20 protein-coding genes and 1 pseudogene are annotated in these 24,767 nt (G+C 71.1%); 7 read left to right on the top strand and 14 right to left on the bottom strand.

Annotated features, from left to right (window positions below):
• Positions 1–65 precede the first annotated feature (65 nt).
• Positions 66–1,058, top strand: coding sequence for a phospholipase D-like domain-containing protein (locus ACIBN2_RS08250; RefSeq protein WP_399133412.1), 993 nt, complete (start codon positions 66–68; stop codon positions 1,056–1,058).
• A gap of 22 nt (positions 1,059–1,080) precedes the next feature.
• Here ACIBN2_RS08250 and ACIBN2_RS08245 read toward each other — a convergent pair whose 3' ends face one another.
• A complete protein-coding gene (locus ACIBN2_RS08245; RefSeq protein WP_399133411.1) occupies positions 1,081–1,743 on the bottom strand; it encodes a response regulator in 663 nt (220 codons plus the stop codon).
• A complete protein-coding gene (locus ACIBN2_RS08240) occupies positions 1,740–2,843 on the bottom strand; it encodes a sensor histidine kinase (RefSeq protein WP_399133410.1) in 1,104 nt (367 codons plus the stop codon). The genes ACIBN2_RS08245 and ACIBN2_RS08240 overlap by 4 nt, the downstream gene beginning before the upstream one ends.
• Before the next feature lie 166 nt (positions 2,844–3,009).
• On the opposite strand from ACIBN2_RS08240, the gene ACIBN2_RS08235 reads away from it, so the two are divergent.
• Together ACIBN2_RS08235 and ACIBN2_RS08230 are read left to right on the top strand one after the other, a co-directional pair.
• Positions 3,010–4,038: a carboxymuconolactone decarboxylase family protein gene (locus tag ACIBN2_RS08235; RefSeq protein ID WP_399133409.1), complete on the top strand. Its 1,029-nt coding sequence runs from the start codon at positions 3,010–3,012 to the stop codon at positions 4,036–4,038.
• Between the two features lie 126 nt (positions 4,039–4,164).
• Positions 4,165–4,830, top strand: a complete 666-nt coding sequence (locus ACIBN2_RS08230; RefSeq protein WP_399133408.1) for a hypothetical protein — start codon at positions 4,165–4,167, stop codon at positions 4,828–4,830.
• Between the two features lie 28 nt (positions 4,831–4,858).
• On the opposite strand, the gene ACIBN2_RS08225 is transcribed toward ACIBN2_RS08230, so the two are convergent.
• The 9 genes from ACIBN2_RS08225 to ACIBN2_RS08185 form a co-directional block, all read right to left on the bottom strand.
• Entirely contained in the window at positions 4,859–6,388 is a 1,530-nt protein-coding gene (locus tag ACIBN2_RS08225; RefSeq protein WP_399133407.1) for an NCS1 family nucleobase:cation symporter-1, read from the bottom strand.
• 131 nt (positions 6,389–6,519) lie between these two features.
• Positions 6,520–7,542, bottom strand: coding sequence for a TIGR03842 family LLM class F420-dependent oxidoreductase (locus ACIBN2_RS08220; RefSeq protein WP_399133406.1), 1,023 nt, complete (start codon positions 7,540–7,542; stop codon positions 6,520–6,522).
• Between the two features lie 10 nt (positions 7,543–7,552).
• Complete coding sequence (gene hydA / locus ACIBN2_RS08215) at positions 7,553–8,956, bottom strand: dihydropyrimidinase (RefSeq protein WP_399133405.1); 1,404 nt, start codon at positions 8,954–8,956, stop codon at positions 7,553–7,555.
• Positions 8,957–8,987: 31 nt separating this feature from the next.
• A complete protein-coding gene (locus tag ACIBN2_RS08210; RefSeq protein ID WP_399133404.1) occupies positions 8,988–9,830 on the bottom strand; it encodes a nitrilase-related carbon-nitrogen hydrolase in 843 nt (280 codons plus the stop codon).
• Positions 9,831–9,985: 155 nt separating this feature from the next.
• Positions 9,986–11,545: a PucR family transcriptional regulator gene (locus tag ACIBN2_RS08205; RefSeq protein WP_399133402.1), complete on the bottom strand. Its 1,560-nt coding sequence runs from the start codon at positions 11,543–11,545 to the stop codon at positions 9,986–9,988.
• Between the two features lie 27 nt (positions 11,546–11,572).
• Positions 11,573–12,856 (bottom strand): aspartate aminotransferase family protein, encoded by a 1,284-nt coding sequence (locus ACIBN2_RS08200; RefSeq protein WP_399133401.1) that lies wholly within the window; start codon positions 12,854–12,856, stop codon positions 11,573–11,575.
• Positions 12,853–13,695, bottom strand: coding sequence for a nitrilase-related carbon-nitrogen hydrolase (locus tag ACIBN2_RS08195; RefSeq protein ID WP_399133399.1), 843 nt, complete (start codon positions 13,693–13,695; stop codon positions 12,853–12,855). The genes ACIBN2_RS08200 and ACIBN2_RS08195 overlap by 4 nt, the downstream gene beginning before the upstream one ends.
• A 179-nt stretch (positions 13,696–13,874) precedes the next feature.
• Positions 13,875–15,392, bottom strand: coding sequence for a hypothetical protein (locus tag ACIBN2_RS08190; RefSeq protein ID WP_399133398.1), 1,518 nt, complete (start codon positions 15,390–15,392; stop codon positions 13,875–13,877).
• 164 nt (positions 15,393–15,556) lie between these two features.
• Positions 15,557–15,808 (bottom strand): helix-turn-helix domain-containing protein, encoded by a 252-nt coding sequence (locus ACIBN2_RS08185; RefSeq protein ID WP_399133397.1) that lies wholly within the window; start codon positions 15,806–15,808, stop codon positions 15,557–15,559.
• A 57-nt stretch (positions 15,809–15,865) separates the two neighbouring features.
• Between ACIBN2_RS08185 and map the strand changes: the two genes are divergently transcribed.
• Together map and ACIBN2_RS08175 are read left to right on the top strand one after the other, a co-directional pair.
• Entirely contained in the window at positions 15,866–16,639 is a 774-nt protein-coding gene (gene map / locus ACIBN2_RS08180; RefSeq protein ID WP_399133396.1) for a type I methionyl aminopeptidase, read from the top strand.
• A gap of 205 nt (positions 16,640–16,844) precedes the next feature.
• Complete coding sequence (locus tag ACIBN2_RS08175; RefSeq protein WP_399133395.1) at positions 16,845–19,388, top strand: ATP-dependent Clp protease ATP-binding subunit; 2,544 nt, start codon at positions 16,845–16,847, stop codon at positions 19,386–19,388.
• On the opposite strand, the gene ggt is transcribed toward ACIBN2_RS08175, so the two are convergent.
• Positions 19,389–21,203: a gamma-glutamyltransferase gene (gene ggt / locus ACIBN2_RS08170; RefSeq protein WP_399133394.1), complete on the bottom strand. Its 1,815-nt coding sequence runs from the start codon at positions 21,201–21,203 to the stop codon at positions 19,389–19,391.
• A 105-nt stretch (positions 21,204–21,308) separates the two neighbouring features.
• On the opposite strand from ggt, the gene ACIBN2_RS08165 reads away from it, so the two are divergent.
• Positions 21,309–22,070, top strand: coding sequence for a hypothetical protein (locus ACIBN2_RS08165; RefSeq protein WP_399133393.1), 762 nt, complete (start codon positions 21,309–21,311; stop codon positions 22,068–22,070).
• 116 nt (positions 22,071–22,186) lie between these two features.
• Complete coding sequence (locus tag ACIBN2_RS08160; RefSeq protein WP_399133392.1) at positions 22,187–23,752, top strand: alpha/beta fold hydrolase; 1,566 nt, start codon at positions 22,187–22,189, stop codon at positions 23,750–23,752.
• 229 nt (positions 23,753–23,981) lie between these two features.
• Here the strand turns inward: ACIBN2_RS08160 and ACIBN2_RS08155 are convergent.
• Both ACIBN2_RS08155 and ACIBN2_RS08150 read right to left on the bottom strand, forming a co-directional pair.
• Positions 23,982–24,095 (bottom strand): annotated as a pseudogene (locus ACIBN2_RS08155) (amino acid ABC transporter ATP-binding protein); the annotation flags it as partial.
• A 126-nt stretch (positions 24,096–24,221) separates the two neighbouring features.
• Positions 24,222–24,629, bottom strand: coding sequence for a DUF6278 family protein (locus ACIBN2_RS08150; RefSeq protein WP_399133391.1), 408 nt, complete (start codon positions 24,627–24,629; stop codon positions 24,222–24,224).
• Positions 24,630–24,767: the final 138 nt, after the last annotated feature.

Raw genomic sequence — 24,767 nt, 5'->3', positions numbered from 1 at the left:
GCGCGTGGTGTCATGCCCACGCTCACCACCCCCCACGTGGGCTTCAACTCGACCAGGAGTCACGCATGTTGTGGAAGATCCTCGCCCGCGCGGGAGTCGCCCTGACCGCCGGCACCGCCGTCCTCGCCACCGCCGTCCCCGCGAACGCCGCGAGCTACTCCGCGTTCGCCTTCTCGCAGAGCGGCGGTGAGCCGGCGATCTACGACTTCGTCAACTCGGCCACCAGCTCCCTCGACATGACGATGTACGAGCTGGAGGACACCACCGCCGTCAACGACCTCATAGCCCTGAAGAACAAGGGCGTCACGGTGCGGGTCGTCCTGGACCGGCAGCACCAGAGCGCCAACAGCTCGGCCTACACGGCGTTGACCGCCGCGGGCGTGGGCGTGGTGTGGTCGTCGTCCTCCTTCGTCTACACCCACCAGAAGACGATCACGGTGGACGGCACCAAGTCGCTGGTCCTCACGGGCAATCTCACCTCGCAGTACTACGCGACCGGCCGCGACTACGGCGTCTTCACCGACGACACCCGTGACGTCGCCGCGATCGAGAAGGTCTTCAACGCGGACTACGCCGGCACCGCGGTGACCCCGACCGACGGCGACCACCTCCTCTGGTCGCCCACCGACTCCCGCAACCGTCTGCTGTCCGTGATCAACAGCGCGACCAGGACGCTCGACGTCGAGGAGCTGGAGTTCAGCGACAGCACGGTCGTCGACGCGATCGTGGCACGGGCGAAGGCGGGCGTGGCCGTACGGGTGGTCCTGGAGACCCCCGGCTCCTACGCCAGCGAGGTCTCCGCGGTGAAGAGCGCCGGCGGCAAGGTCGTCGGCTACTCCGACCCCAACGGCTTCTACATCCACGCCAAGGCCATGGTCGCCGACTACGGGCTGTCCACCCAGGAGGTGGAGGCGGGCTCGATGAACATCAGCAGCAACTCGCTGTCCAACAACCGCGAGCTGGGCATCATCCTCACCGGCACCGGAGTGGCCCAGTCCGTGGCCACCACCGTCGAGACCACGTTCGCCGGCGACTACGCGGGCGGTACGGCCGCCTGAGCGCTCCCGGCGCGGCACCCGCTCAGGCGTGCCGTGCCGAGACCAGGCCCGACTCGTAGGCGAAGACAACGAGTTGGGCCCGGTCACGCGCGCCCAGCTTCGTCATCGCGCGGCTGATGTGGGTCTTGGCCGTGAAGGGGCTGACGACCATGTGGGCGGCGATCTCCTCGTTGCTCAGGCCCCGGGCGGCCAGGGCCGTCACCTCGCGCTCGCGCCGCGTCAGGCAGTCGAGTCCGGGCGCCGTCGCCCGGTCCGGCGGCCGGGACACGAACTCGCCGATCAGGGTGCGGGTGACCGACGGCGAGAGCAGGGCCTCGCCGCGGGCCACCACCTGGATGGCCTGCAGCAGGTCGGCCGGTTCCGTGTCCTTGAGGAGGAAGCCGCTCGCACCGGCGCGCAGCGCCTCGAAGACGTACTCGTCCAGGCCGTAGTTGGTGAGGATGACGACGCGTACGGCCGCGAGCGCGGGGTCGGCGGCGATCCGGCGGGTGGCCTCGATGCCCGTCATCACCGGCATCTGCACGTCGATCAGCGCGATGTCGGGCAGGTGCGCCCGCACCAGCGCCAGGCCCCGCTCGCCGTCGGGTGCCTCCCCCACCACCTCGATGCCCTCCTCGGCCTCCAGCAGCGCACGGAACCCCGCCCGCATGAGCGCCTGGTCGTCGACGAGAGCCACCCGGATCATCCGGCCTCCCCCAGCGGCAGCCGCGCCCGCACCTCGAACCCGCCCTCCGCGCGCGGGCCGGCGTGCAGGGTGCCGGCGAGCGCGGTGACGCGTTCGCGCATACCGGTCAGGCCCACGCCGGGTGTGGGCGGGCGGGACGGGTCGGCCGTACCGTCGTCGGTCACCGTGATCGTCAACCCATCTGTTTCGTAAGCCAGTTGGACCTGAACCCTTGCGGGGCCCGCGTGCCGGGCGGCGTTCGTCAGGGCCTCCTGGACGATGCGGTAGACGGCACGGTCGAGCGTCGGCGGCACGGGGCTGACCTCGCCGGTCACCTTGAGGTCAGCGGCGAGGCCCGCCGCGCAGGCCCGCTCCACCAGCAGGGCGGGCGTTCCGGTCGGCTCGTCGCTGCGCAGCACCTCCAGGGTGGAGCGCAGTTCGCGCATCGCCTCGCTGCTGGCGTCCTGGATGGCGAGCAGCGCGGGCGGCACCTCCTCGCCGCGCTTGCGGGCCAGGTGGACCGCGACTCCCGCCTGGAGCTTGACGATCGAGATGCTGTGGGTGAGCGAGTCGTGCAACTCCCGTGCGATACGCAGGCGTTCCTCGCCGGCGCGGCGCAGGGCCGCCTCCTCCCGGGTGCGCTCCGCCTCCACGGCCCGCTGTTCGGTCTGGCGCAGATACGCCTGCCAGTTGCGGTCGGCCATGCCCGTGATCACCGCGCACAGGAACCAGCCCGCGAGCAGGGCGGTTCTCTCGACGACGTCGTGGGTCGTCGGACCGGTGGGGAGGTACGCGGCCAGGAACACCCCGCTCGCGGCGGCCGCGGCCCCGCGGTGCCCGGCACGCGCGGCCGTATGGACGGCGCCGAAGACCGGCAGGGCGGAGGCCAGGCCCGGGTGGGCGTGCAGGACGTACGCGCTGCCGCTCAGCGTCGACACCGCCAGCACCGCCCGCGGCGCCTCGCGGTAGCCGGCCAGGGCGGCCGAGCTCACCGCGATCAGCACGTAGTCGACGGCGGTGGTGTCCGCGTCGAAGGCGGCGGCGGACATGACGATGGCGCCGACGGCGATCACGAGGGCCACGTCGGCGAGCCGCCTGCGTGAGACCCGGTACCCGCTCATGCACGCACAGTAGACGGCGCCCGCGACAACGGCGTCAGCCCTGTGGACGGCTCTGGCGCTACTCCCGCCGTAGTAGAACCGGCTGCCGGCGGCCCGGCCGTCGCAGAGCGCACTGCATTCGGCCGTACGACGACGCGGCCGGTCCCCGGGGCGCACGCTGCTGCCCATGACCACACCTTTCCGTTTCACCGAACCTCCGCCGCCCAAGGCGGCCACCGGCCGTGTCGCCGAGGTGTACGAGCAGCTCGCCCGCGACTTCGGCATCGACAAGGCGGCCACCTTCGTGGTGCTGTCCTCGGCGCCCGAGATCCTCGCCCCCGCCTGGGCTCTGATGCGCGAGTCTCTGATCGCCGGGGCGGGCAGCCGCACCGGCAAGGAACTGGCGGCGTACGGGGTGTCGCGCGCCAACAAGTGCCCGTTCTGCGTGGACGCGCACACGGTCCTGCTGCACGCCACCGGCGACCACGCGCTCGCCGAGCGGCTGGCGCGGGGCGAGCAGCCGGAGAGCGAGGAGCACGCGCGTGTGCTGGCCTGGGGGCAGCACACGCGCGTGCCGGGCGCCGGGCTGATGCCGTACCCGTTCCCGCCCGAGCACGCCCCCGCCTACATCGGCACGGCGCTCGCCTTCCACTTCATCAACCGGATCGTGTCGTCCCTGCTGACCGAGCAGCTGCTGCCGGGCAACGTCCAGCGGTGGCGCCCGGTGCGCAGCCTCGCGGGCCGCTCGCTCGCCGGCACCGTCCGCCGCAGCGCCGTGCCCGGCGCGGCCCTCGCCCTGCTCGACGACCCGGCGCCGGGCCCCGCGTGGGCGGCCGGCACGACCGTCGGTCCGGCCTACGCGGCGCTGCGCGCGGCGACCGCGGCCGGCGCGGACCTGCTCGACGCGGACGACCAGGCCCTCGTACGCGAGGCCCTGTGGGACTGGGACGGATCGCATCCGCCGCTGTCCTGGGCGGGGCTCCCGGACCGGCGTGAGCGCCCCGGCGCGCGCCTGGCGCTGCTGGCGGCCCTCGCGCCGTACCGCATCACGGAGGAGGACGTGGCGGCCTGGCGGCGGCCGGAGCACACCGACGACTGCCTCGTCCGCCTCGTCGCCCACGGCGCGTTCGCCGCCGTGGACCGCATCGAGAGCGCCTTCACCCTGCACGCCGCCAGGGAGAGCTCGCCGGACTCCTCGAGCCCCCACCCGCGATGACGGAGCGGTAACCGCGCGTGTACGGAGCGAGTTGACACTTCCGTCTCACAGAGACTCATGTGAAACTGGCGCCCCGTCCGCAGTGCGGACCCCTTCCGCACACCGTCCCCCACCGAAAAGTGTGCCGTGCGCGATTTTCCTCTGCCGCTCGCTCTGACCGCGCGTCTGTCCCCGGTCGTCGTGCTGGCGGCGGCCGGCTGGGCGCTGTCGTCCGGACCCGCCGCGACGCCGGCCGCCGGGCACAAGCAGGCGCAGAAGACCGGCACCCAGTCGGCCACCGCCCCGGCCACGGCGGCCCAGAGCAAGTCGTACTCCTCCGCGCCCGCACCGTGCGGCAGCGTGGACGTCAAGACGCTCAAGTCGCTCGTGCCGGGCGCCAAGACGGCCGGCAAGGAGATCAAGTCGACGGACGAGAAACTGCGCCGCACCTGCTCCTGGAACGCGCTCGACGGCTTCGACTACCGCTGGCTCGACGTCTCCTTCGAAGTCTCGAACTCGGACGATGCGGGACGGACGGCGTACAAGAACCGCATCGCGGACAAGAGCGGCGGAGGGGCGGTTCCCGGACTCGGTGACGAGGGCTACTCCGTCGTGAACCTGACCACCCAGGACAAGCAGCAGACACGCGAGGGCGTGGTGATCTCCCGGGTGGGCAACGTGCTGGTGGTCATCACCTACAACGGCAGCGACTTCGAGACGAAGAAGGCGCCCAGTACGGACGAGATCAACAAGGGTGCCATCAAGGCCGCCAAGGAGGCCGTGGCCGCACTGCAGAGCGGCCGGACGAGCTGAACCCCGGCCGGCCGCCCCGCAGTCCGCGTCAGGCGGTGCGCTCCCCGTCCCGTCCGCGCAGCAGCATCAGCACCAGGTAGAGCGCCATCGAGGTGCCGAGGCCGACCGCCCAGCCGTAGTCCGCGAGGGACCTCAGCGCAGGGATGGGCCGTCCGTCGATCAGCGGCTTGAAGCTCGCCCCGCCGATCGCCAGCACGCCGCCCACCACGAAGGCCACCACGGCCCGCCAGTTCCAGCCGCCCGTGTACCAGTAACGGCCGCCCGCGCGATACAGGTCGACCAGGTCCAGCTTGGCGCGGCGCAGGATCCAGTAGTCGGCGATGAGGATGCCGGCGACCGTGCCGAGCAGACCTCCGACCAGGCCGAGCCAGGTGAAGATGTAGCCCTGCGGGTCGGAGTACAGCTTCCACGGGAAGATCAGCACGGCGAGCACCGCGGTGATCAGCGCGCCCGCACGGAAACTCACCTTCCGCGGCGCGACGTTGGAGAAGTCGAAGGCCGGCGAGACCAGGTTGGCCGCGATGTTCACGGAGAGGGTCGCCACCAGCACGGTCACCAGCGCGTACAGCAGGCCGAGGACGTTGTCCGTCTTGGACGCGAGCTGGACCGGGTCCCAGATCGTCTGGCCGTACACGGCCTGTGAGCCGGAGGTGACCAGCACCGAGAGGAACGCGAACAGCGTCATCGTGGTCGGCAGGCCCAGCGCCTGGCCCCAGGTCTGCGCCTTCTGGCTCTTGCCGTAGCGGGTGAAGTCCGGGATGTTCAGCGACAGCGTGGACCAGAAGCCGATCATGCCCATCAGGGACGGCCAGAACAGCTTCCAGAAGTCGCCGCCCCAGCCGAGCTTGGAGGGCTGGTCGAGCAGCGGGCCGAAGCCGCCCGCCTTGTTGCTCATCCAGACCAGCATCACCAGCGCGCCGACGATGACGAAGGGCGCCGCCCAGTTCTCGAAGCGGCGGATCGTCTCCATGCCCCGGTAGATGATGGCGACCTGGATGACCCAGAAGATCGCGAACGACAGCCACATCGTCCAGGGGTGCCCGCCGATCTTCGCGGCGTCGGACCAGCCGTTGCCGATCAGCTTGCCGGCCAGGAAGAAGATCGCCTCGCCGCCGATCCAGGTCTGGATGCCGAACCAGCCGCACGCCACCAACGCCCGTACGACGGCGGGCAGATTGGCACCGCGGACGCCGAACGAGGCACGCGCGAAGACCGGGAAGGGGATGCCGTACTTCGGTCCCGCGTGACCGGTGAGCAGCATCGGGACCAGCACGATCACATTGGCCAGGACGATGGTGAACACCGCCTGCTTCCAGTCCATGCCGACGGCGATCAGACCGGAGGCCAGCGTCCAGGAGGCCGTGTTGTGGGCCATGCCGACCCACAGGGCGGAGAAGTTGTACGTGGTCCAGGTGCGCCTTTCGACGGGGACCGGCAGCAGGTCCTCGTTCGCGTACGGACCGCTGGGCATGGGGGATCCGGGTGCGATCTCCACGCGCCCGTCGTCGAGGGTGACTTGGGCTGTCGGCGGTATGGCTGAGGAAGCGGTGTCGGTCATGGGCAGGCCAATCGATCAAGGGTGGTCCGGAAAGGCCGTGCGGGTCTCCGGTCTCCGGCCACCTCCCCGGGGAGGTGGGGAGGGGGAGAACTGGAGTGGGGGGCGGTGGTGCTACGCGGGTGCCGCGGGCCTCAGGCGTTGACCGCCGGGATGACCTTGTCGCCGTAGGCGTCGATCACGGCCTCCTGCGCGTCGTGCATGTCGTACACGGCGAACTGGTCGACGCCCAGCTCGCGCAGCGCGTTCAGCTTCTCGACGTGCCGCTCGGCCGGCCCGATGAGGCAGAACCGGTCGACGATCTCGTCGGGGACGAACTGGGTGTCGGGGTTTCCGCTGCGGCCGTGGTGGGAGTAGTCGTACCCCTCACGGGACTTGATGTAGTCGGTGAGTTCCTCCGGGACCTGGGAGGAGTGCTCGCCGTACTTGGAGACCAGGTCGGCGACGTGGTTGCCGACCATCCCGCCGAACCAGCGGCACTGCTCGCGCGCGTGGGCGAGCGCCTCGGGCGAGTCGTCGGCGGTGACGTAGGCGGGCGCGGCGACGCAGACGGTGACGTCGTCGGGGTTGCGGCCGGCCGCGGCGGCCGCGTCCTTGACCGCCTTCACCATGTACTCGGTGAGGTAGAGGTCGGCCAGCTGGAGGATGAACCCGTCGGCCTCCTCGCCGGTCATCTTCAGGGCCTTGGGGCCGTACGCCGCCATCCACACGGGGAGTCGGGCGTCCGGCTTGATCCAGGGGAACCTCACGACCGTGCCGCCGCCGAGGTCGGCCTCCTCGCCGCGGCCGAGCGCGCGGATGACCTTCATGGCCTCGCTGATACGGGCGAGCGTGTTGGGTTTGCGGCCGGCAACGCGCATCGCGGAGTCGCCGCGGCCGATGCCGCAGACGGTGCGGTTGCCGAACATGTCGTTGAGGGTGGCGAAGGTGGAGGCGGTGACCTCCCAGGTGCGCGTGCCCGGGTTGGTGACCATCGGGCCCACGGTCAGCTTCTGCGTGTTCGCGAGGATCTGACTGTAGATCACGAACGGTTCCTGCCACAGCACGGCGGAGTCGAAGGTCCAGCCGTGGGTGAAGCCGTTGCGCTCGGCGCGCTTCATCAGGCTGACGACCCGCGATGCCGGCGGGTCGGTCTGCAGAACGAGTCCGAAGTCCATGGCGCCACTCCTAGTTGAGGTACTGACAGGTGGAGCGCGGGGTATAGACGCCGTGACCTGCGTGTCCGGTGTACTCCCGCTCCTTGATGACGACTTCGCCGCGTGAGAGGACCGTGTCGACGCGGCCGGTGATGCGCCTGCCCTCGTACGCCGAGTAGTCGACGTTCATGTGGTGCGTCTCGGCGGACAGGACCTGCTCGGCCTGCGGGTCGTAGAGGACGACGTCCGCGTCGGCGCCCGGCGCGATGGTGCCCTTCTTGGGATACATGCCGAACATCCGGGCCGGGGTGGCGCAGGCGATCTCGATCCAGCGGCGGCGGCTGATGTGCCCGTCGACGACGGCCTGGTGGAGCAGGTCCATACGGTTCTCGACGCCCGGGAGACCGTTGGGGATCTTGGAGAAGTCGCCCCGGCCGAGCTCCTTCTGGCCCACGAAACAGAAGGGGCAGTGGTCGGTGGAGACGACCTGGAGGTCGTTGGTGCGCAGGCCCCGCCACAGGGCGGCCTGGTGCTCCTTGGGCCTCAGCGGCGTGCTGCACACGTACTTGGCGCCCTCGAAGTCCGGCTCGGCGAGGTTGTCGGTGGACAGGAAGAGGTACTGCGGGCAGGTCTCGCCGTAGACGGGCAGGCCCTCGTCGCGCGCCCGCGCCAGCTCGGCGATCGCCTCCGCCGCGGAGACGTGCACGACGTAGAGCGGAGCCCCGGCCACCTGCGCGAGCTTGATGGCACGGTGGGTGGCCTCGGCCTCCAGCAGGGCCTTGCGGACCTCGCCGTGGAAGCGCGGGTCGGTCTCCCCGCGCGCCAGCGCCTGCTCGACCAGCACGTCGATCGCGATGCCGTTCTCGGCGTGCATCATGATCAGGCCGCCGTTGTCGGCGGAGCGCTGCATGGCGCGCAGGATCTGGCCGTCGTCGGAGTAGAACACCCCCGGATAGGCCATGAACTGCTTGAAGGAGGTCACGCCCTCCTCGACCAGCAGGTCCATCTCCTTGAGCGTCTCGTCGTGCACGTCGGAGACGATCATGTGGAAGCCGTAGTCGATCGCGCAGTTGCCCTCCGCCTTGGCGTGCCAGGCGTCCAGGCCCTCGCGCAGGGACTGGCCGACGCTCTGCACGGCGAAGTCCACGATCGTCGTCGTACCGCCCCAGGCGGCCGCCCGGGTACCGGTCTCGAAGGTGTCGGAGGCGAAGGTGCCGCCGAAGGGCAGTTCCATGTGGGTGTGGGCGTCGACGCCGCCCGGGATGACGTACTTGCCGGCGGCGTCGATGACCCTCTCGGCCGTGAACGCCTCTGCGGCCGGGGTGCCGGAGGCGGCGAGTGCGGCGATCCGGCCGTCCTCGATCAGGACGTCGGCGTGCATCTCGTCGGACGCGGTGATGACGAGGCCACCGCGGATGACGGTACGGCTGCTCATGGTCCCTCTCCTGCCAGGGTGGACGGTTCGGTCAGGGTGCGGTCAGCGGCTCGTACGCGTCCGGGCGGCGGTCGCGGAAGAACTGCCAGCGGTCGCGCACCTCGCGCAGCTTGGCCAGGTCCAGGTCGCGCACGATCAGCTCGGTCTCCTTCTCGGAGGCCACCTCGCCGACGAACTGCGCCTCCGGGTCCACGAAGTACGAGGTCCCGTAGAAGTCGTTGGGGCCCAGCTCCTCCACGCCGACCCGGTTGATCGCGCCGACGAAGTACTCGTTGGCGACGGCCGCCGCCGGCTGCTCCAGCTGCCAGAGGTAGCGGGAGAGTCCGCGCGAGGTGGCCGAGGGGTTGAAGACGATCTCCGCTCCCCCGAGGCCCAACGCCCGCCAGCCCTCCGGGAAGTGGCGGTCGTAGCAGATGTAGACGGCGATCCTGCCGACGGCGGTCTCGAAGACCGGCCAGCCGCTGTTGCCCGGGCGGAAGTAGAACTTCTCCCAGAATCCCTGCACTTGGGGGATGTGGTGCTTGCGGTACTTGCCGAGGTACGAGCCGTCCGCGTCGATCACCGCGGCCGTGTTGTAGAGGACGCCCGGCTGCTCCTCCTCGTACATCGGCAGGATCAGGACGAGGCCCAGCTCCTTGGCCAGCGCCTGGAAGCGCTTGACGATCGGGCCGTCGGGGATCCGCTCGGCGTACTCGTAGAAGGCCTTGTCCTGGACCTGGCAGAAGTAGGGCCCGTAGAACAGCTCCTGGAAGCACAGCACCTGGGCACCCTGTGCGGCCGCGTCGCGGGCCGCCTGCTCGTGCACCTGGATCATCGATTCCTTGTCGCCCGTCCACGCGGTCTGGAAGAGGGCGGCACGGATCACTCGGCTCATCGGGACCTCCGGTCGCTCGGTGTGCCGGAAGCGTAGGAAGTCCTGAAGTCGTCTTTGAGTTGCACGGTGTCACGCATACGGCCCGGCGGCGTGCCACGGTGTCACTCTTGCGAAGGCCCATGTTTCACCGCCGTTTTCCCAGGTCGTGGTCTGTTTCAGCCCTGTTGCGCGTCGTGCGCGAGGAGCGCGATGTGTACCGATGCGGCCTGCTCGAAGTCGTCGAGGTCGACGCCCAGCCGGCCCTGTATGGCCTCCAGCCGGCGGTAGAGCGCGGGCCGGGAGACGTGGTGGAGCTGGGCGGTGCGGGACTTGTTGCGGCCGGTGGCGAGATAGGTGCGCAGCACGGACAGCAGATCGTCGCCGTCCGGGCGCAGCAGGCCGTCCAGCTCCCGCTCCGCGAACGACTGCACCTGCGGATCGTCCCTCAACAGCCGTATCAGTCCCCGGAGATGGACGTCCTTGAGGCGTACGACGCACGGGAGGTCGAGGGCGGCCGAGGAGTCCGCGACGGCGTCGGCGACGTGCTGCGCCTCGCGCAGGCCCACCGGCACGTCGTCCCAGGCGGTCCGCGGGTCGGCGGCGGCCACGACCGTCCGGCCGGCCTCCGAGCGCATCCGGGCCGCGAAGTTCGCCACGAGCGCCGCGGCGTCCTGGTCGCGGGCGAGGCTGAGCAGGACGGCGGTGGCCCCGTCGGCCAGCTCCGCGACGAGGCCGGGCAGGCCCAGCAGCCGCAGCACACGCTCGAGTTGGGCGGGTTCGCCGTCGTGCACGACCAGCGGCACGAAGGTGCGCCGGTTGACCGGCAGTCCTGCGGCACGCGCGCGCGGCAGCAACTGCCGTGCCGGTACGACGCCGCTGACCAGGTCGGTCAGCAGGCTCTGCGCCGACTGCTCCTCCCAGGTGTGCGCCGAGGTGCCGCCGAGCATGCGGTGCAGGACGAGCGCCTCGGCGGCCCGGTCGGCGAGCAGCCGTCCGGTGGCGGTGTCGCCGCGGTAGCCGCACAGCACGATCCGGCCCCAGCGCTCGCCGCGCCCGCCGAGCTCGGCGCGGATCCAGCCGTCGCCCTCGCTGCCGCCGGCCTGCCGGGCGATGCGCTCCCAGTCGCGCAGCACGTCGTCCACGGCGGGCCGCTCCCCCGCCGTGGCGAGGACGCGGTGGGCGAGGTTGGTGACGACGACCGGGCAGGCGCTGTGCTGGGCGACCTCGTCGAGGAGCGGCTGCAGCGGGGCGCCCGCGGTGATGAGTCCGGTCAGGGCCGTGCGTACGGACTCCGAGAGGCTGACCGCGGCGAACTTCCGCCGCACCAGCCGGGCCTGGACCTCCTCCGTCAACTCCGCGAAGGGGAACGGCCGGTGGAGGACCACCATGGGCAGCCCGCAGCGCTCGGCGGCGCGGCGCATCACGTCCGGCGCGGCGGGGAACGCCCGCCCGAGGCCGAGCACGACGGCCGCCGCCTCCGCGCGGTGCAGCGAGCGGATGTACTCGGCCTGCTTCTCCTCGTCCCCGGCGAGCAGCACCCCCGTCGTGAGCACCATCTCGCCGCCGGTGAGCATCACGCCCACGTCGGGCGCCTCGGCGACGTGCACCCAGCGCACCGGCCGGTCGAGCTGGCCCGCGCCGGCCACCACCTCGGGCTCCCCGGCGAGCACCCGTTCAAGGGTCAGCACCTGGCGCACCGACAGGGCGGGTTCGAGGGTCCCGAAGGTGGTGGTCATGACCGTCTTCCCTTGTTCAGTGCGCTGCTACGACAGGCTCCGCAGAGCGCCTTCGAGGATCGCGGCGCCCTCCTCGGCCTCCGCGACCGTGAGGGACAGCGGCGGCGCGATCCGCAGGGCGCTGGTGTTGTGACCGCCGCCCTTGCCGATGAGCAGCCCGCCCTCGCGGGCCGCCTCCAGCACGGCGGACGCGGCCGCCGGATCCGCCTCGTCCGTGCCCGGCTTCACCAGCTCGACGCCGAGCATCAGCCCGCGCCCGCGGACCTCCCGAACGTGCGGAACCTGCGCCGCGACGGCCCGCAGCCGCTCGATGAGCAGGCCGCCGACGCGCCGGGCGTTGCCCTGGAGGTCGTGCTCCAGCAGGTAGTTGAGGTTGGCGAGGCCCGCCGCCATGGTGATCTGGGTGCCACCGAACGTCGAGATGCTGTTGGAGTCCAGGCAGTTCATGATCTCGGCGCGGGCGACCACGCCGCCGATGGAGCTGCCGTTGCCGATGCCCTTGGCGAAGGTGAGCAGGTCCGGCGGGCCGCTGCGCCCGTGTGCCTGCCAGCCCCAGAAGTGGTCGCCGGTACGGCCCCAGCCGGTCTGCACCTCGTCGGCGATCCACAGGATGCCGCGTTCGGCGAGCACCTCGCGGAAGGCGGCGTAGAGGCCGTCCGGTGGGGAGGTGAAGCCGCCGACTCCCTGGATGGGCTCGGCGATCAGGGCCGCGGGCGGGCGGGTGTGGCCGAGCAGGTCCGTCAGGTCGTCGACGCAGGCCGCGATGAACTCGTCGTCGCTGAGGGAGGCGTACGGGCCGCGGGTGCGGACGCCGCCGTGGACGTACAGGGTCTGCAGCGGGGACAGCGAGGTCGGGGACCAGCCGCGGTTGCCGGTGATGCCGACCGCGCTGAAGGAGCGGCCGTGGTAGCTGTTGCGCATCGCCAGCAGCGTGTTGCTGCGCCGGTAGGTCGTGGCGAGCAGCAGGGCGGTGTCGTTGGCCTCGGTGCCGGACGTGGTGAAGAAGACGCGCGCATCCGGGATGCCGCTCAACTGGGCGATGCGCTCAGCGAGTTCGACCATCGGACGGTTGAGGTAGAGCGTGGACGAGTGCAGGATGCGCCCGGCCTGCTCGCTCACCGCCTTGGTGACCTCGGGCAGCGCGTGCGCGGTCATCGTCGTCAGGATGCCGCCGAAGAAGTCGAGGTACCTGTTGCCCTCGGCGTCCCAGACGTGCCGGCCCTCGCCGTGCGTGATCTCCAGCGGGTCCTCGTAGTAGAGGGCCAGCCAGTCGGGCAGGACCGAGCGGTGGCGTCCGTACAGGTCGTTCACGGCTGCACCAGCCCCTCGTAGGCGTCGGGTCGCCGGTCGCGGTAGAACGCCCACTGCTGCCGGACTTCCTCGATCAGGTCGAAGTCGAGGTCGCGGACCACGAGTTCCTCCTTGCTGTCACTGGCGGTCTCGCCGACGAACTGTCCGCGCGGGTCGACGAAGTACGACGTCCCGTAGAAGTCGTTGTCGCCGTACTCCTCCTGGCCGACGCGGTTGATCGCCGCGACGAAGTACTCGTTGGCGACGGCCGCGGCGGGCTGCTCCAGCCGCCACAGGTACGACGAGAGACCGCGGTGCGTGGCCGACGGGTTGTAGACCAACTGGGCGCCGTTGAGACCGAGTTGACGCCAGCCTTCGGGGAAGTGGCGGTCGTAGCAGATGTACACGCCCACCTTCCCGACCGCCGTGTCGAAGACGGGCCAGCCGGCGTTGCCCGGCTTGAAGTAGAACTTCTCCCAGAAGCCCTGCACCTGCGGGATGTGGTGCTTGCGGTACTTGCCGAGGAAGGTGCCGTCGGCGTCGATCACGGCCGCGGTGTTGTAGTAGAAGCCGGACTGCTCGACCTCGAAGACCGGCACGACGATCACCATGCGCGTCTCGCGTGCGAGCTCCTGCATCCGGCTGACGGTCGGGCCCTCGGGCACCGGCTCGGCCCAGCGGTAGTGCTCCGCGTCCTGCACCTGGCAGAAGTAGGGGCTGTTGAAGACCTCCTGGAAACCGATGATCTTCGCACCCTGCCGGGCCGCCTCCCGGGCGTGCTCCTCGTGTTTCGCCACCATTGATTCGGTGTCGCCGGTCCAGGTCGCCTGGACCAGAGCGGCGCGTACGACGTTGGCCATGAGCTGCTCCTTCGGCGTGTCGTCAGAGCCTCTACGCCCGTAGAGCGGGCCGTAGAGGGATGAACGTAAGCCTCCGGGGGAGCCTTGCCAAGACCATCGCCGTCAACCCGCCAAGTCGATCACGTTTCGCACTCCTGTGGGTGAGCGTCGGGGCCCCTGGTCAGGGGTGGCCGGGGGTGTCAGGTGGCGAAACCGGCGACCCGGAGGGCGTGCACCAGATCCCAGTGTCGCTCCTCCGAAACGCCCTGCGCAGCCTCGAGCAGGAGCGGCACGAGTGCCACCGGGCCGGGCTCGGCGCTGCGGGCCGCCTCCTCGGGGGTGCGGACGCGGACGTAGGCGTCGAGCAGGGCGCGCACCTCGCGGTTCCGGCCCTGCGCGGCCAGCTCCAGCACGGCCTGCCCTATCTCTCCGGCGGGCCGGGCGACGCCCTGCCGCAGGATCTGCTCGCCGTCGGCCCCGCGCCCGGCCGCCACCAGCGCGTCCGCCGCCGCGACCAGCCGGCCGGCGGGCAGCGAGGCGGCCTCCCACAGCAGCGTCGCCCAGTCGGCGCCGAGCCCGGCCCGGCGGAGTTCCTCGGCGAGCAGCGGCAGGCGGGCCGGAGGCCAGTGGGCGGCCTCCGCGAGCAGCACGTGTGCCTCGCCGCTCCGGCCCTCGGCCCGCAGCCGTACGAGCCCGGCGACGGCCCCGGCGACCTCGCGCGCCCCTGCCGCGTCCACCGTCTCGGCCGGCGGCTCCGGCCGCTCGGGCGCCTCGGCGGCGGCCCCGGCGAACCGGGCCCCGCGCGGCGTGCGCCCGCCGGCGTCCGGGGCGGGCAGCACCGGCCCGGCCGTGGGCGGTACGACGACGGGCGCGGCCTCCTCCTCGGCCATCCCGGCGAAACGGGCACTGCCTCGGCGGCGCTTGCGCTGCCTGGGGGTGGGGGGCGGTGGTTCGGGGGCAGCCTGCGGAGGAGCCGGCTCGGGCGGGACGGGCTCGGGCCGCAGGGGCTCAGGTGGGGCGGGTTCGGGCGGGGCGGCTTCCGGCGGGGCGGACTGCGCGAAGGCGGCGCGAGGCGCGCGCCCGGAGTCCGGGGCCGGGGCGGGGCCGGGCGCGAGGCGAGAAGCGCGCCAGGAGTCCGGATCCGCGGCAGGCCCGGGCGCAACGCGAGAAGCGCGCCCGAACTGCGGATTCGGGGCGGGGCCGGGGGGCGCGTGCCGGTCCAACTCGTCGATGCGGGAGCGGAGTTCGGCGCAGCGGGCGGTGGCCCGCTCATGGTCGTCGCGGGCCCAGGCGAGGTCGAGACGGAGGGCCTCGGCCTCCTCCCGCGTGCCGGCGGAGGTGAGCAGCCGGCCCAGTTCGAGCCGGCGTCGGGTGGCCTGGCGCTGTTCGTGGAGCATGGCATCGAGGCGGTCACCGAGCGCGTCCCGGCCGCCGGGACGGCCGTCGTACGCGGCGATCGCGGCGGCGTGCAGCGGGCGGGCCCGCCGCGCCTCCCGGGCCGCGACGTCCGGACCGTACACGGTGGCAAGGTCCTGGAGCAGCGCCTCGATCACATCCCACGGCGGCACCTCACGCCCGTCGAGGCAGGCGCGCATGCCGTCCGGATCGCGCTGCCAGAAGACCGCGCACCAGCCGCCGCCCTGGTCCAGATGGGCCAGCAGGCCGTTCAGGTAGTTCACGAACTCCCGCACCCTGCCCGGGAGTTGGTCCACAGCCATCGCTCAACTCCCACCCGACCGGAACACTCCGGTTCAGTAGGCAACACCAGCCGTGTTACGGCGGTGCTACGGGGAGTTTTCGACGGGCGCGCGGACACCTCATTGCCCGATCTTGACCGAGGTGTGTCAACGTCGCGACGTCAGCGCGCCACGACGTCATCACGTCATACGGAAAGCAGCGCGCACTGCTCGACCAGCTCGTCCATCGACAGCCCGAGCGCGCGGGCGAGCGCGGCGACGGTGAAGAAGGCCGGGGTCGGCGCCCGCCCGGTCTCGATCTTGCGGAGCGTCTCCGCGGAGATCCCGGCCTCGGCTGCCACGTCCGTCATGCTCCGCCCGCCGCGGGCCTCGCGGAGCAGCCGGCCGAGCCGTTCGCCGCGTTCACGCTCTTCGGGGGTGAGAGGGGTGCGCACCATGCCGTCATTCTAATCCCGCATTTTAATCCGGTCGAACAAGCCGGTATATTAATTGGCATGGTGGAACTGAAGACAGACACATCGATCGACGCCATGTACGAGGCGGGGCAGGTCGTCGGGCAGGCCCTGACGGCCGTACGGCAGGCCGCCGGCGTGGGCGTCTCCCTGCTGGAGCTGGACGAGGTGGCGCGAGCGGTGCTGCGGGACGCGGGGGCCTCCTCCCCCTTCCTCGGCTACCGCCCCTCCTTCGCCCCGACGCCGTTCCCGGCCGTCATCTGCGCCTCCGTCAACGAAGCGATCGTGCACGGCATCCCGACCGGCTACCGCCTGCGCGACGGCGACCTGGTCTCGATCGACTGCGGCGCCGAACTGGGCGGCTGGGCGGGCGACTCGGCGATCAGCTTCGTCGTGGGCGAGCGACGCCCGGCGGACGTACGGCTGATCGAGACGGCGGAACGCGCGCTGGCGGCCGGTATCGAGGCGGCGGTGGTCGGCAACCGCACCGGCGACATCGCGCACGCGATCGGCAGGGTGTGCCGGGACGGCGGATACGGCATCCCGCAGGGCTTCGGCGGCCACGGTGTGGGCCGCCGTATGCACGAGGACCCGGACGTCCCCAACGAGGGGCGACCGGGCCGCGGCTTCCCGCTTCGGCACGGCATGGTCATCGCGATCGAGCCCATGCTGATCGGCAGCGGCCGGGACGGCTACCACGAGGCGGCCGACGGCTGGACCCTGCGCACGAACGACGGCTCGCGCGCCGCCCATGTGGAGCACACGGTGGCGATCACGGAGAACGGGCCCCGCGTGCTCACCGAGCGGACGCCTTAGACGCACGTCGGACGGACCCCGTGAGGGCGCGTCGAACGGACGTCCTGGAGGCTCGTCGAAACGTGCCCGCGCTCCTGGACGTGCCCCCGTCCGGCGGTCGTGCGAAGGTGGTGTGACCGGGCCCTGTTGGGGCACCTGCGTGGGCCAGCACGTCGATCAGCGAGCGCGTCCCGGGCCGCGCCACGGGATGCCGGAACGGAAGGCCATGACCAGCGGCTTCAGTGGTCCTGAGGGCTACGACCCCTTCGGCGAGTTCCTCGCCCGCTTCTTCGGCGGCCCGCGGACGGGCCCCCGGCAGATCGACATCGGGAGGCTGCTCAGCCAGCCCGCCCGGGAGATGGTCCGGGGGGCCGCGCAGTACGCGGCCGAGCACGGCAGCCGGGACCTCGACACGCAGCACCTGCTGCGCGCCGCGCTGTCCAGCGAGCCGACCCGGAGCCTGCTCAGCCGGGCCGGTGCGGACCCTGACTCGCTGGCGTCGGAGATCGACGAGCGTTCCGGCCCCGCCCAGCACACGGCGGAGGAGGCACCGCCGCCCACCTCGCTCTCCCTCACGCCGGCCGTCAAGCGGGCGCTGCTGGACGCCCACGACCTGGCGCGGGCCAGCGGCGCCGGTTACATCGGCCCCGAGCATGTGCTCAGCGCCCTGGCCGCGAACCCCGACTCGGCCGCCGGGCACATCCTCAACGCGGCCCGTTTCGCATCGTCGGGCCTGCCGCCCGAGGCGCCGGAGGCGGCCGCGCCCCGCGGCGGCGAGCGCCCCCGCCCCACCGACACGCCCACCCTCGACAAATACGGCCGCGATCTCACCGACCTGGCGCGGCAGGGCCGTATCGACCCGGTGATCGGACGGGACGAGGAGATCGAGCAGACCATCGAGGTACTCTCCCGGCGCGGCAAGAACAACCCCGTGCTCATCGGTGACGCGGGCGTCGGCAAGACCGCCATCGTGGAGGGGCTCGCGCAGCGCATCGCCGACGGGGACGTGCCCGACGTACTGCTCGGGCGGCGGGTGGTCGCACTCGACCTGACGGGTGTGGTCGCCGGTACGCGCTACCGCGGCGACTTCGAGGAGCGCCTGAACAACATCGTCGGCGAGATCCGGGCCAACTCCGAGAAGCTGATCATCTTCATCGACGAGGTGCACACCGTCGTCGGCGCCGGAGGCGGCGGTGAGGGCGGCGGGGCCATGGACGCCGGCAACATCCTCAAGCCGGCGCTCGCCCGCGGCGAACTGCACATCGTCGGCGCCACCACGCTGGAGGAGTTCCGCCGGATCGAGAAGGACGCGGCGCTCGCCCGCCGCTTCCAGCCGATCCTGGTGCCCGAACCGACCGTGCCGGACACGATCGAGATCCTGCGTGGGCTGCGCGACCGCTACGAGGCCCACCACCAGGTCAGCTACACCGACGAGGCCCTGACGGCCGCGGTGCAGCTGTCCGACCGCTATCTCACCGACCGCCGCCTGCCCGACAAGGCCATCGACCTGATCGACCAGGCCGGCGCCCGGGTACGGCTGCGGGCGCGCACCAAGGGCACGGACGTCCGCACCCTGGAGCGCGAGATCGACCAGCTGACCTGCGACAAGGACCAGTCGGTCGCTGACGAGCAGTACGAGCGGGCGATGCAACTGCGCGACCGTATCGCGGAGTTGAAGCAGCGGATCGCGGACACCGACGGTGGGGACAAGGCCGACGAGGGGCAGCTGGAGGTGACGGCCGAGGCGATCGCCGAGGTGGTGTCCCGGCAGACGGGCATCCCGGTCGCCAGCCTCACCCAGGAGGAGAAGGAGAAGCTGCTCGGCCTGGAGGAGCACCTGCACGAGCGGGTGGTCGGCCAGGAGGAGGCCGTCGGCGTGGTCTCGGAGGCGGTCATGCGCTCCCGCGCCGGACTCGCCAGCCCCGACCGGCCGATCGGCAGCTTCCTCTTCCTCGGGCCGACCGGCGTCGGCAAGACCGAGCTCGCCCGCGCCCTCGCCGAGGCCCTGTTCGGCAGCGAGGAGCGCATGGTCCGCCTGGACATGAGCGAGTACCAGGAACGCCACACCGTCAGCCGGCTGGTCGGCGCCCCGCCCGGCTACGTCGGCCACGAGGAGGCCGGCCAGCTCACCGAGGTGGTGCGCCGGCACCCGTACTCGCTGCTGCTGCTCGACGAGGTGGAGAAGGCGCATCCGGACGTCTTCAACATCCTGCTCCAGGTGCTCGACGACGGGCGGCTGACCGACTCCCAGGGCCGCACGGTCGACTTCACCAACACGGTGATCGTGATGACCAGCAACCTCGGCTCCGAGGCGATCACCCGGCGCGGCGCCGGCATCGGCTTCGGGTCGGGCGGCCCCGACGCCGACGAGGAGGCGCGGCGCGAGCAGACGCTGCGTCCGCTGCGCGAGCACTTCCGTCCGGAGTTCCTCAACCGCATCGACGAGATCGTCGTCTTCCGCCAGCTCACCGGCGACCAACTCCGCAAGATCACCGAACTGTTGCTGCAGAAGACCCGCCGACTGCTGCACGCACAGGACGTCACGGTCGAGTTCACGGACGCGGCCGTCGACTGGCTCGCCGAACGGGGCTACCAGCCCGAGTACGGCGCCCGGCCGCTGCGCCGCACCATCCAGCGCGAGGTCGACAACCAGCTCTCCCGGCTGCTGCTCGACGGCCGGGTCAAGGAGGGCGGCCGGGTGACGGTGGACGTCGAGGACGGCCGGCTGGCGTTCCGCACGGAGGACCTGCCGACCGCCCCCGAACTCTGATCAGGGTGCGGGGCTGACCACCATCGCCGAGCCGCCGCCGCGGCGTACCTTCTCGGCGGCGGCCAGCCACTTCCCGCCCGGCAGCCGCTGCACACCGGTGGCCGCGCCGATCTCGGGATTGAGCGAGAAGGAGTGCCCGATGGCCTCGAGCCGGGCCCTCAGCCCCGTCGCGCTGGTGTCGTTGTAGAGCGCGGGCTCCATCTCGGTCTTGGCCGCGTTGCGCTGGCTCACCCGCGGCGCGGCGATCGCGTCGACGAGCGGCAGACCGCGGTCGAGGAACTCGGTCAGCGTCTGCAGGACGGTGGTGATGATGGTCGCGCCACCGGGTGAACCGAGCGCCACCACGGGCCTGTTGTGCTTGTCGAGCACGATCGTCGGCGAGATCGACGAGCGCGGCCGCTTGCCGGGACCGGGCAGGTTCGGGTCGTGCACGGCCGGGTTGGCCGGGGCGAAGGAGAAGTCCGTCAGCTCGTTGTTGAGCAGGAATCCGCGGCCGGGCACGGTCATCGCGCTGCCGCCGGTCTGCTCGATGGTGAGCGTGTAGGAGACGACGTTCCCCCACTTGTCGGCGACCGTCAGATGCGTGGTGTTCTCGCCCTCGTACGTCGTGGGCGCCGCCGTGCCACCGCTGCCGCAGGACGCCGGATGCCGCGGGTCACCGGGCGCCACCGGGCTGGTGAGCACCGCGTCGTCCTTGATCAGGCAGGCCCGTGAGTCCGCGTACTTCTGCGAGAGCAGTTGCTTCGTCGGTACGTCCTCGAAGGCGGGGTCGCCGACCCAGCGCCCGCGGTCCGCGAACGCGATCCGGCTGGCCTCCAGGTAGTGGTGCAGGTACTGCACCTCGCTCGCCTTCGAAAGGTCCGTGTTCTCCAGGATGTTGAGCGCCTCGCCGACGGTGGTGCCGCCGGAGGAGGAGGGCGCGATGGAGTAGACGCCGAGGCCGCGGTACGAGGTCCTGGTGGGCGCCTGGAGCTTGGCGCCGTAGGCCGCGAGGTCCTTGTCCGAGAGCTTGCCCGGGCGGGCGTTCCAGCCCGAGGCGGGGTCGACCGGCGGCTTGTTCACGGTGCGCAGGATGTCCTCGCCGAGGTCGCCGTGGTAGATCGCGTCGACCCCCTTCCTCGCCAACTCCTCGTATGTACGCGCGAGTTCGGGGTTCTTGAAGGTGGAGCCGACGACCGGAAGCTGTCCACCGGGCAGGAACAGCCTGGCCGTGTCGGGGAAGTAGCGGAACCGGGTCTCGTTCGCGGCGGTCTGCGAACGGAAGGTGTCGTCGACGGTGAAGCCATTGCGGGCGATCCGTTCGGCGGGCTTCAGCACCGCACCGAGTCTCCTGCTCCCCCACTGGCCGAGCGCCGTCTGCCAGGTGTCCGGCGTGCCGGGTGTGCCGACGCTCAGGCCGCTGCTGACGGCGTCGGCGAAGGCGAGCGGCTTGCCGTTCTCCACGAAGAGGTTCGAGTCGGCGGTCAGCGGTGCGGTCTCGCGGCCGTCGATGCTGTGCACCGTACGGGACTTGGCGTCGTAGTAGACGAAGTAGCCGCCGCCTCCGATGCCGGAGGAGTAGGGCTCGGTGACGCCGAGGGCGGCGGCCGTGGCCACGGCCGCGTCGACCGCGTTGCCGCCCTTCTTCAGGACCTCGATGCCCGCGGCCGAGGCGTCCGCGTCGACGCTCGAGACGGCGCCGCCGTAGCCGACGGCGACGGGGACTTTCGCAGGGGTGCCGCTCCTCGAAGCGGCGGGTGGCGCAGCCGCGCCCACCGACACCACGGCGGCGGAGACCACCAGGACGGACAGTTTCCGTGCCACAGGACGACGCATGCGCACCTCCGGTGAGAGACCGTCCGCGCAGCTTAATCCAACGACATGTTCCCGTCAGGAACGGCTCGAACGCGAGTTTCCCGCGGCCCGCTACCATGCGCGCCCATGAATGACGACGTACGCAACATCGTCCTGGGCGTGCTCGCCGCCGGCATCAGTGCCGCGCTCGGCTGGCTGGCCCGTACCTACCTGTGGAAGCGGAAGCTGCGCCGCAAGCAGGCGTTCTTCGGACTGCCGGACAACTCCGAGTCACTGCTGGTGGTGAACCGCGGTGCCGGCGGGCCCGAACTGACGGTGATGCGCTACGACGTGTTCGCCCTCCTCGAACTCGCCGCCCTCATCAAGGACTGCAACGCCCACGCCCAGATACTCCCGCACGACGCGGCACGCCAGGGCTTCGGCGAACGCACCGAGTTCTGCGTGGGCGGCCCGGCGTCCAACCGGCGCATGGTGGCGCATCTGGCCTCCATGCTCCCGGGGGTGCGGGTGAACGTGGACGCCGAACCCGGCCCGGACCGGGGCGCGTTCCAGATCGGCACGGAACGCTACCGCGTGGAGCCGGGCCGGGAGGAGTACGCGCTGCTCGCCCGGCTGACGGCCGGTCAGAGCCCGAACACCCGCCCCGTCTTCCTCTTCTGCGGCCAGACCGCGATCACCAACCAGGCCGCCACCCGCTATCTCGCCCGCAACCACGAGCGCCTGACCCGCAAGCACGGCAACAGCTCCTTCGTGCTGCTGCTCAAGGTCGTCAACTCGCAGGCGTACGGCCCCGACGTCGTCGAACTCGTCGCGGACGTGACGCGTGCGGCGCAGACGGAGCTGCCCGCGGCGACCGCCGCGGCACGCAGTTCCCACCGCGCGTCCTGAGGGCCGGCACATCCCAACAATCGTTACTGGCACGTAACTTACCGACGGGTTACTTCCAGTAAGGCGCGGAGGTTACCGTCTGGTCACTTTGCATTGACACGAGTGAGGAGTGACCCGTGGGACCCCATCGCAAGGCCCTGCGCACGACCGCCGTGGGCGCCGTATCCGCGACTCTGGTCGCGGGCTGCGTCCTCGGGCTCGCCCCCACCGCACAGGCCGCCGGTGACGTCCGCTTCGTCGACATCACCGGCGACGGCGGCACCGTCCTGAAGGCGAACGTCGTCACACCCGCGGGCGACGACGGCACGCAGCGCCACCCGCTGCTCGTGCTCCCCACGAGCTGGGGCTTCCCCCAGGTCGAGTACCTCGCCCAGGCACAGAAGCTCGCGAACCTGGGCTATGTCGTGGTCAGTTACAACGTGCGCGGATTCTGGCAGTCCGGCGGCGAGATCGACGTGGCGGGGCCGTCCGACACGGCCGACGCGTCCAAGGTCATCGACTGGGCGCTCGCCAACACCCCGTCGGATCCACGGCACATCGGCATGGCGGGCGTCTCCTACGGCGCCGGCATCAGTCTGCTCACCGCCGCACACGACAGACGGGTCAAGGCGGTGGCATCCCTCAGCGGCTGGGCCGATCTCATCGGATCGATCTACTCAGGCCGCACGCAGCACGTCCAGGCGGCCGCGCTGCTGGACGGCGCGAGCCTGGTCACCGGCCGCCAGAGCTCCGAGACCCGCCAGGTCTTCGACGACTTCTACGCGTCCAACCTGGCCAGGGAACAGGAACTCATCGACTGGGGGAAGAAACGTTCTCCCGGGACCTACGTGGACCAGCTCAACAAGAACGGCGCGGCGGTCATGCTCGCCAACGCCTGGGGCGACACGGTCTTCCCGCCCAACCAGAACGCGGACTTCTACGAGAAGCTGACCGGCCCCAAGCGCCTCGAGTTCCGCCCCGGCGACCACGCGACGGCCGAACTGCCCGGTCTGTTCGGAGTGCCCAACGACGTCTGGACGGACACCGAGCGCTGGTTCGACCACTACCTCAAGGGCGCGGACAACGGCATCGACCGCGAGCAGCCGGTGGAGCTCAAGTCCCGTTCCACGGGCGGCTACGAGGGCTACCCGGACTGGAAGTCGGTGGCCGCGACCGAGCGGAAGATCGCCCTCGGCGGCACCACCACGATCCACACGAACGTCGACTCCGGGGCGGACGGCGGGATCGTCTTCCTCTCCAGCATCCTCGACCAGGTGGCCAAGCTTCCCCCGATCGCCGCGATCCCGCTGCTCCCCCGCCGGTGGGCCGCCGTGTGGCAGTCGGAGAAGTACGGCAGCGCCCAGCAGATCCGCGGTACGGCCACGTTGCACACCACGGTCACCCCGACCAAGGAGAGCGGCACCCTCGTCGCCTACCTGTACGACGTGGGGCCGCTCGGCCTCGGCAAGCTGGTCAGCAACGCGCCGTACACCTTCCACGGGCTCACGCCCGGAAAGCCGTTCGGTCTCGACCTGGATCTGTTCTCCACGGCCTACGACGTCCCGGCAGGGCACCGGCTCGCCCTGGTCGTCGACACGGTCGACCCGCTCTACATCGAGCACAACCCGTCCGGCGCTCAGCTGACCTTCTCCTCGCCGGCGGACGACCCGTCGTACGTGTCGATTCCGCTGCGCAAGCAGTGATCTCCGGCTGCCGCCGGGCGGGTGGGGCTCTTCGGCTCAGTGCTTGAGGATCTCGGACAGGAGACGGGCGCGCTCGCTGCGCGGGCCGGTGACGGCGCGGCTCGAAGCGGAGCGGGCGATGTCCCTCCGGTGCGTGACGGCGAATCCGGTCATGCCGTCACGGGCCGGTTCGCCGGCGCGCCCCTCGGGGCCCAGAAGCCGGCGGGACCGCTTGTCGGCGTCCTCCTTCGATGACCACGACCACCTCCCCCTTGCCGACGGCGAGGTCGATGCCCTGCAGGACATTCAGCTCCCCGTAGTACGTGTTGACGTCATGGAGTTCGATCAATGGATCGACGGCCATACGCAGCCCTGCTCACTTTCAGCTGTGTCGTCCTCTCGGCAAACTATCCGGACCGGGAGGGAGCGATCGTACGACACGCACTTTTCGGGCATAAGCCGTATTTACGTCGATCTTAGGTCCAGCGGGTCACACCTCCGCGACCTCGCCGTACAGCTGCGAGAGTTCGGGCACCCCGCTCGCGGCCCACTCGTGCCCGGAGGCTACGACGTCGAACTCGCGGCCGGAGGCCAGCCGTACGACGGGCTGGCCGCTCGGCCAGATCTCCCAGGTGGCACCGGGCACGGTGCGCACGATGACGGTTCCCAGGTACAGGCCGGCGTCGTTGCCGAGCCAGTGCAGCACCTCTTCGTCGTCTCTCCAGCGCGGCAGCAACTGATCCAGCGCCTCCAACGAGGCCGCGGAGTCGTCCAGTTGGACGCCGTCCTGGGACGCCTGGGAACGCAGCAGCTCGCACTCGGAGAGAAGGTCGGCGATGCCCTCCGGGTCGGGGACGCCCTGACTCTCCTGCCGGTGGCCCAGAAAAGGGATCTTCATACACCCAGCGTGTCATTCGCACCCGCGTGCGCACCACAGGCGCGCGGGCGGTCACTTCGGGGCGATTTCGCGCCGAGTCCGTGCATGGCGCGTTGACGCGTCTCTGCCGTCTCTCTAGCTTCACCCTGCGTCTTTCGT

This window comes from Streptomyces sp. NPDC050534, assembly GCF_044457745.1.
GTDB lineage: Bacteria > Actinomycetota > Actinomycetes > Streptomycetales > Streptomycetaceae > Streptomyces.
The sequence above is the reverse complement of the archived record's forward strand: the minus strand, read 5'-3'. Positions and strand labels throughout refer to the sequence as shown.

Coding starts and splice junctions, on each gene's coding strand:
- ACIBN2_RS08190 (WP_399133398.1), bottom strand. CDS start 15,392: ATGGCTGTGGACCAACTCCCGGGCAGGGTGCGGGAGTTCGTGAACTAC.
- ACIBN2_RS08225 (WP_399133407.1), bottom strand. CDS start 6,388: ATGACCGACACCGCTTCCTCAGCCATACCGCCGACAGCCCAAGTCACC.
- ACIBN2_RS08150 (WP_399133391.1), bottom strand. CDS start 24,629: ATGAAGATCCCTTTTCTGGGCCACCGGCAGGAGAGTCAGGGCGTCCCC.
- ACIBN2_RS08245 (WP_399133411.1), bottom strand. CDS start 1,743: ATGATCCGGGTGGCTCTCGTCGACGACCAGGCGCTCATGCGGGCGGGG.
- ACIBN2_RS08175 (WP_399133395.1), top strand. CDS start 16,845: ATGACCAGCGGCTTCAGTGGTCCTGAGGGCTACGACCCCTTCGGCGAG.
- ACIBN2_RS08210 (WP_399133404.1), bottom strand. CDS start 9,830: ATGAGCCGAGTGATCCGTGCCGCCCTCTTCCAGACCGCGTGGACGGGC.
- ACIBN2_RS08185 (WP_399133397.1), bottom strand. CDS start 15,808: ATGGTGCGCACCCCTCTCACCCCCGAAGAGCGTGAACGCGGCGAACGG.
- ACIBN2_RS08205 (WP_399133402.1), bottom strand. CDS start 11,545: ATGACCACCACCTTCGGGACCCTCGAACCCGCCCTGTCGGTGCGCCAG.
- ACIBN2_RS08165 (WP_399133393.1), top strand. CDS start 21,309: ATGAATGACGACGTACGCAACATCGTCCTGGGCGTGCTCGCCGCCGGC.
- ACIBN2_RS08250 (WP_399133412.1), top strand. CDS start 66: ATGTTGTGGAAGATCCTCGCCCGCGCGGGAGTCGCCCTGACCGCCGGC.
- map (WP_399133396.1), top strand. CDS start 15,866: ATGGTGGAACTGAAGACAGACACATCGATCGACGCCATGTACGAGGCG.
- hydA (WP_399133405.1), bottom strand. CDS start 8,956: ATGAGCAGCCGTACCGTCATCCGCGGTGGCCTCGTCATCACCGCGTCC.
- ggt (WP_399133394.1), bottom strand. CDS start 21,203: ATGCGTCGTCCTGTGGCACGGAAACTGTCCGTCCTGGTGGTCTCCGCC.
- ACIBN2_RS08240 (WP_399133410.1), bottom strand. CDS start 2,843: ATGAGCGGGTACCGGGTCTCACGCAGGCGGCTCGCCGACGTGGCCCTC.
- ACIBN2_RS08235 (WP_399133409.1), top strand. CDS start 3,010: ATGACCACACCTTTCCGTTTCACCGAACCTCCGCCGCCCAAGGCGGCC.
- ACIBN2_RS08195 (WP_399133399.1), bottom strand. CDS start 13,695: ATGGCCAACGTCGTACGCGCCGCTCTGGTCCAGGCGACCTGGACCGGC.
- ACIBN2_RS08220 (WP_399133406.1), bottom strand. CDS start 7,542: ATGGACTTCGGACTCGTTCTGCAGACCGACCCGCCGGCATCGCGGGTC.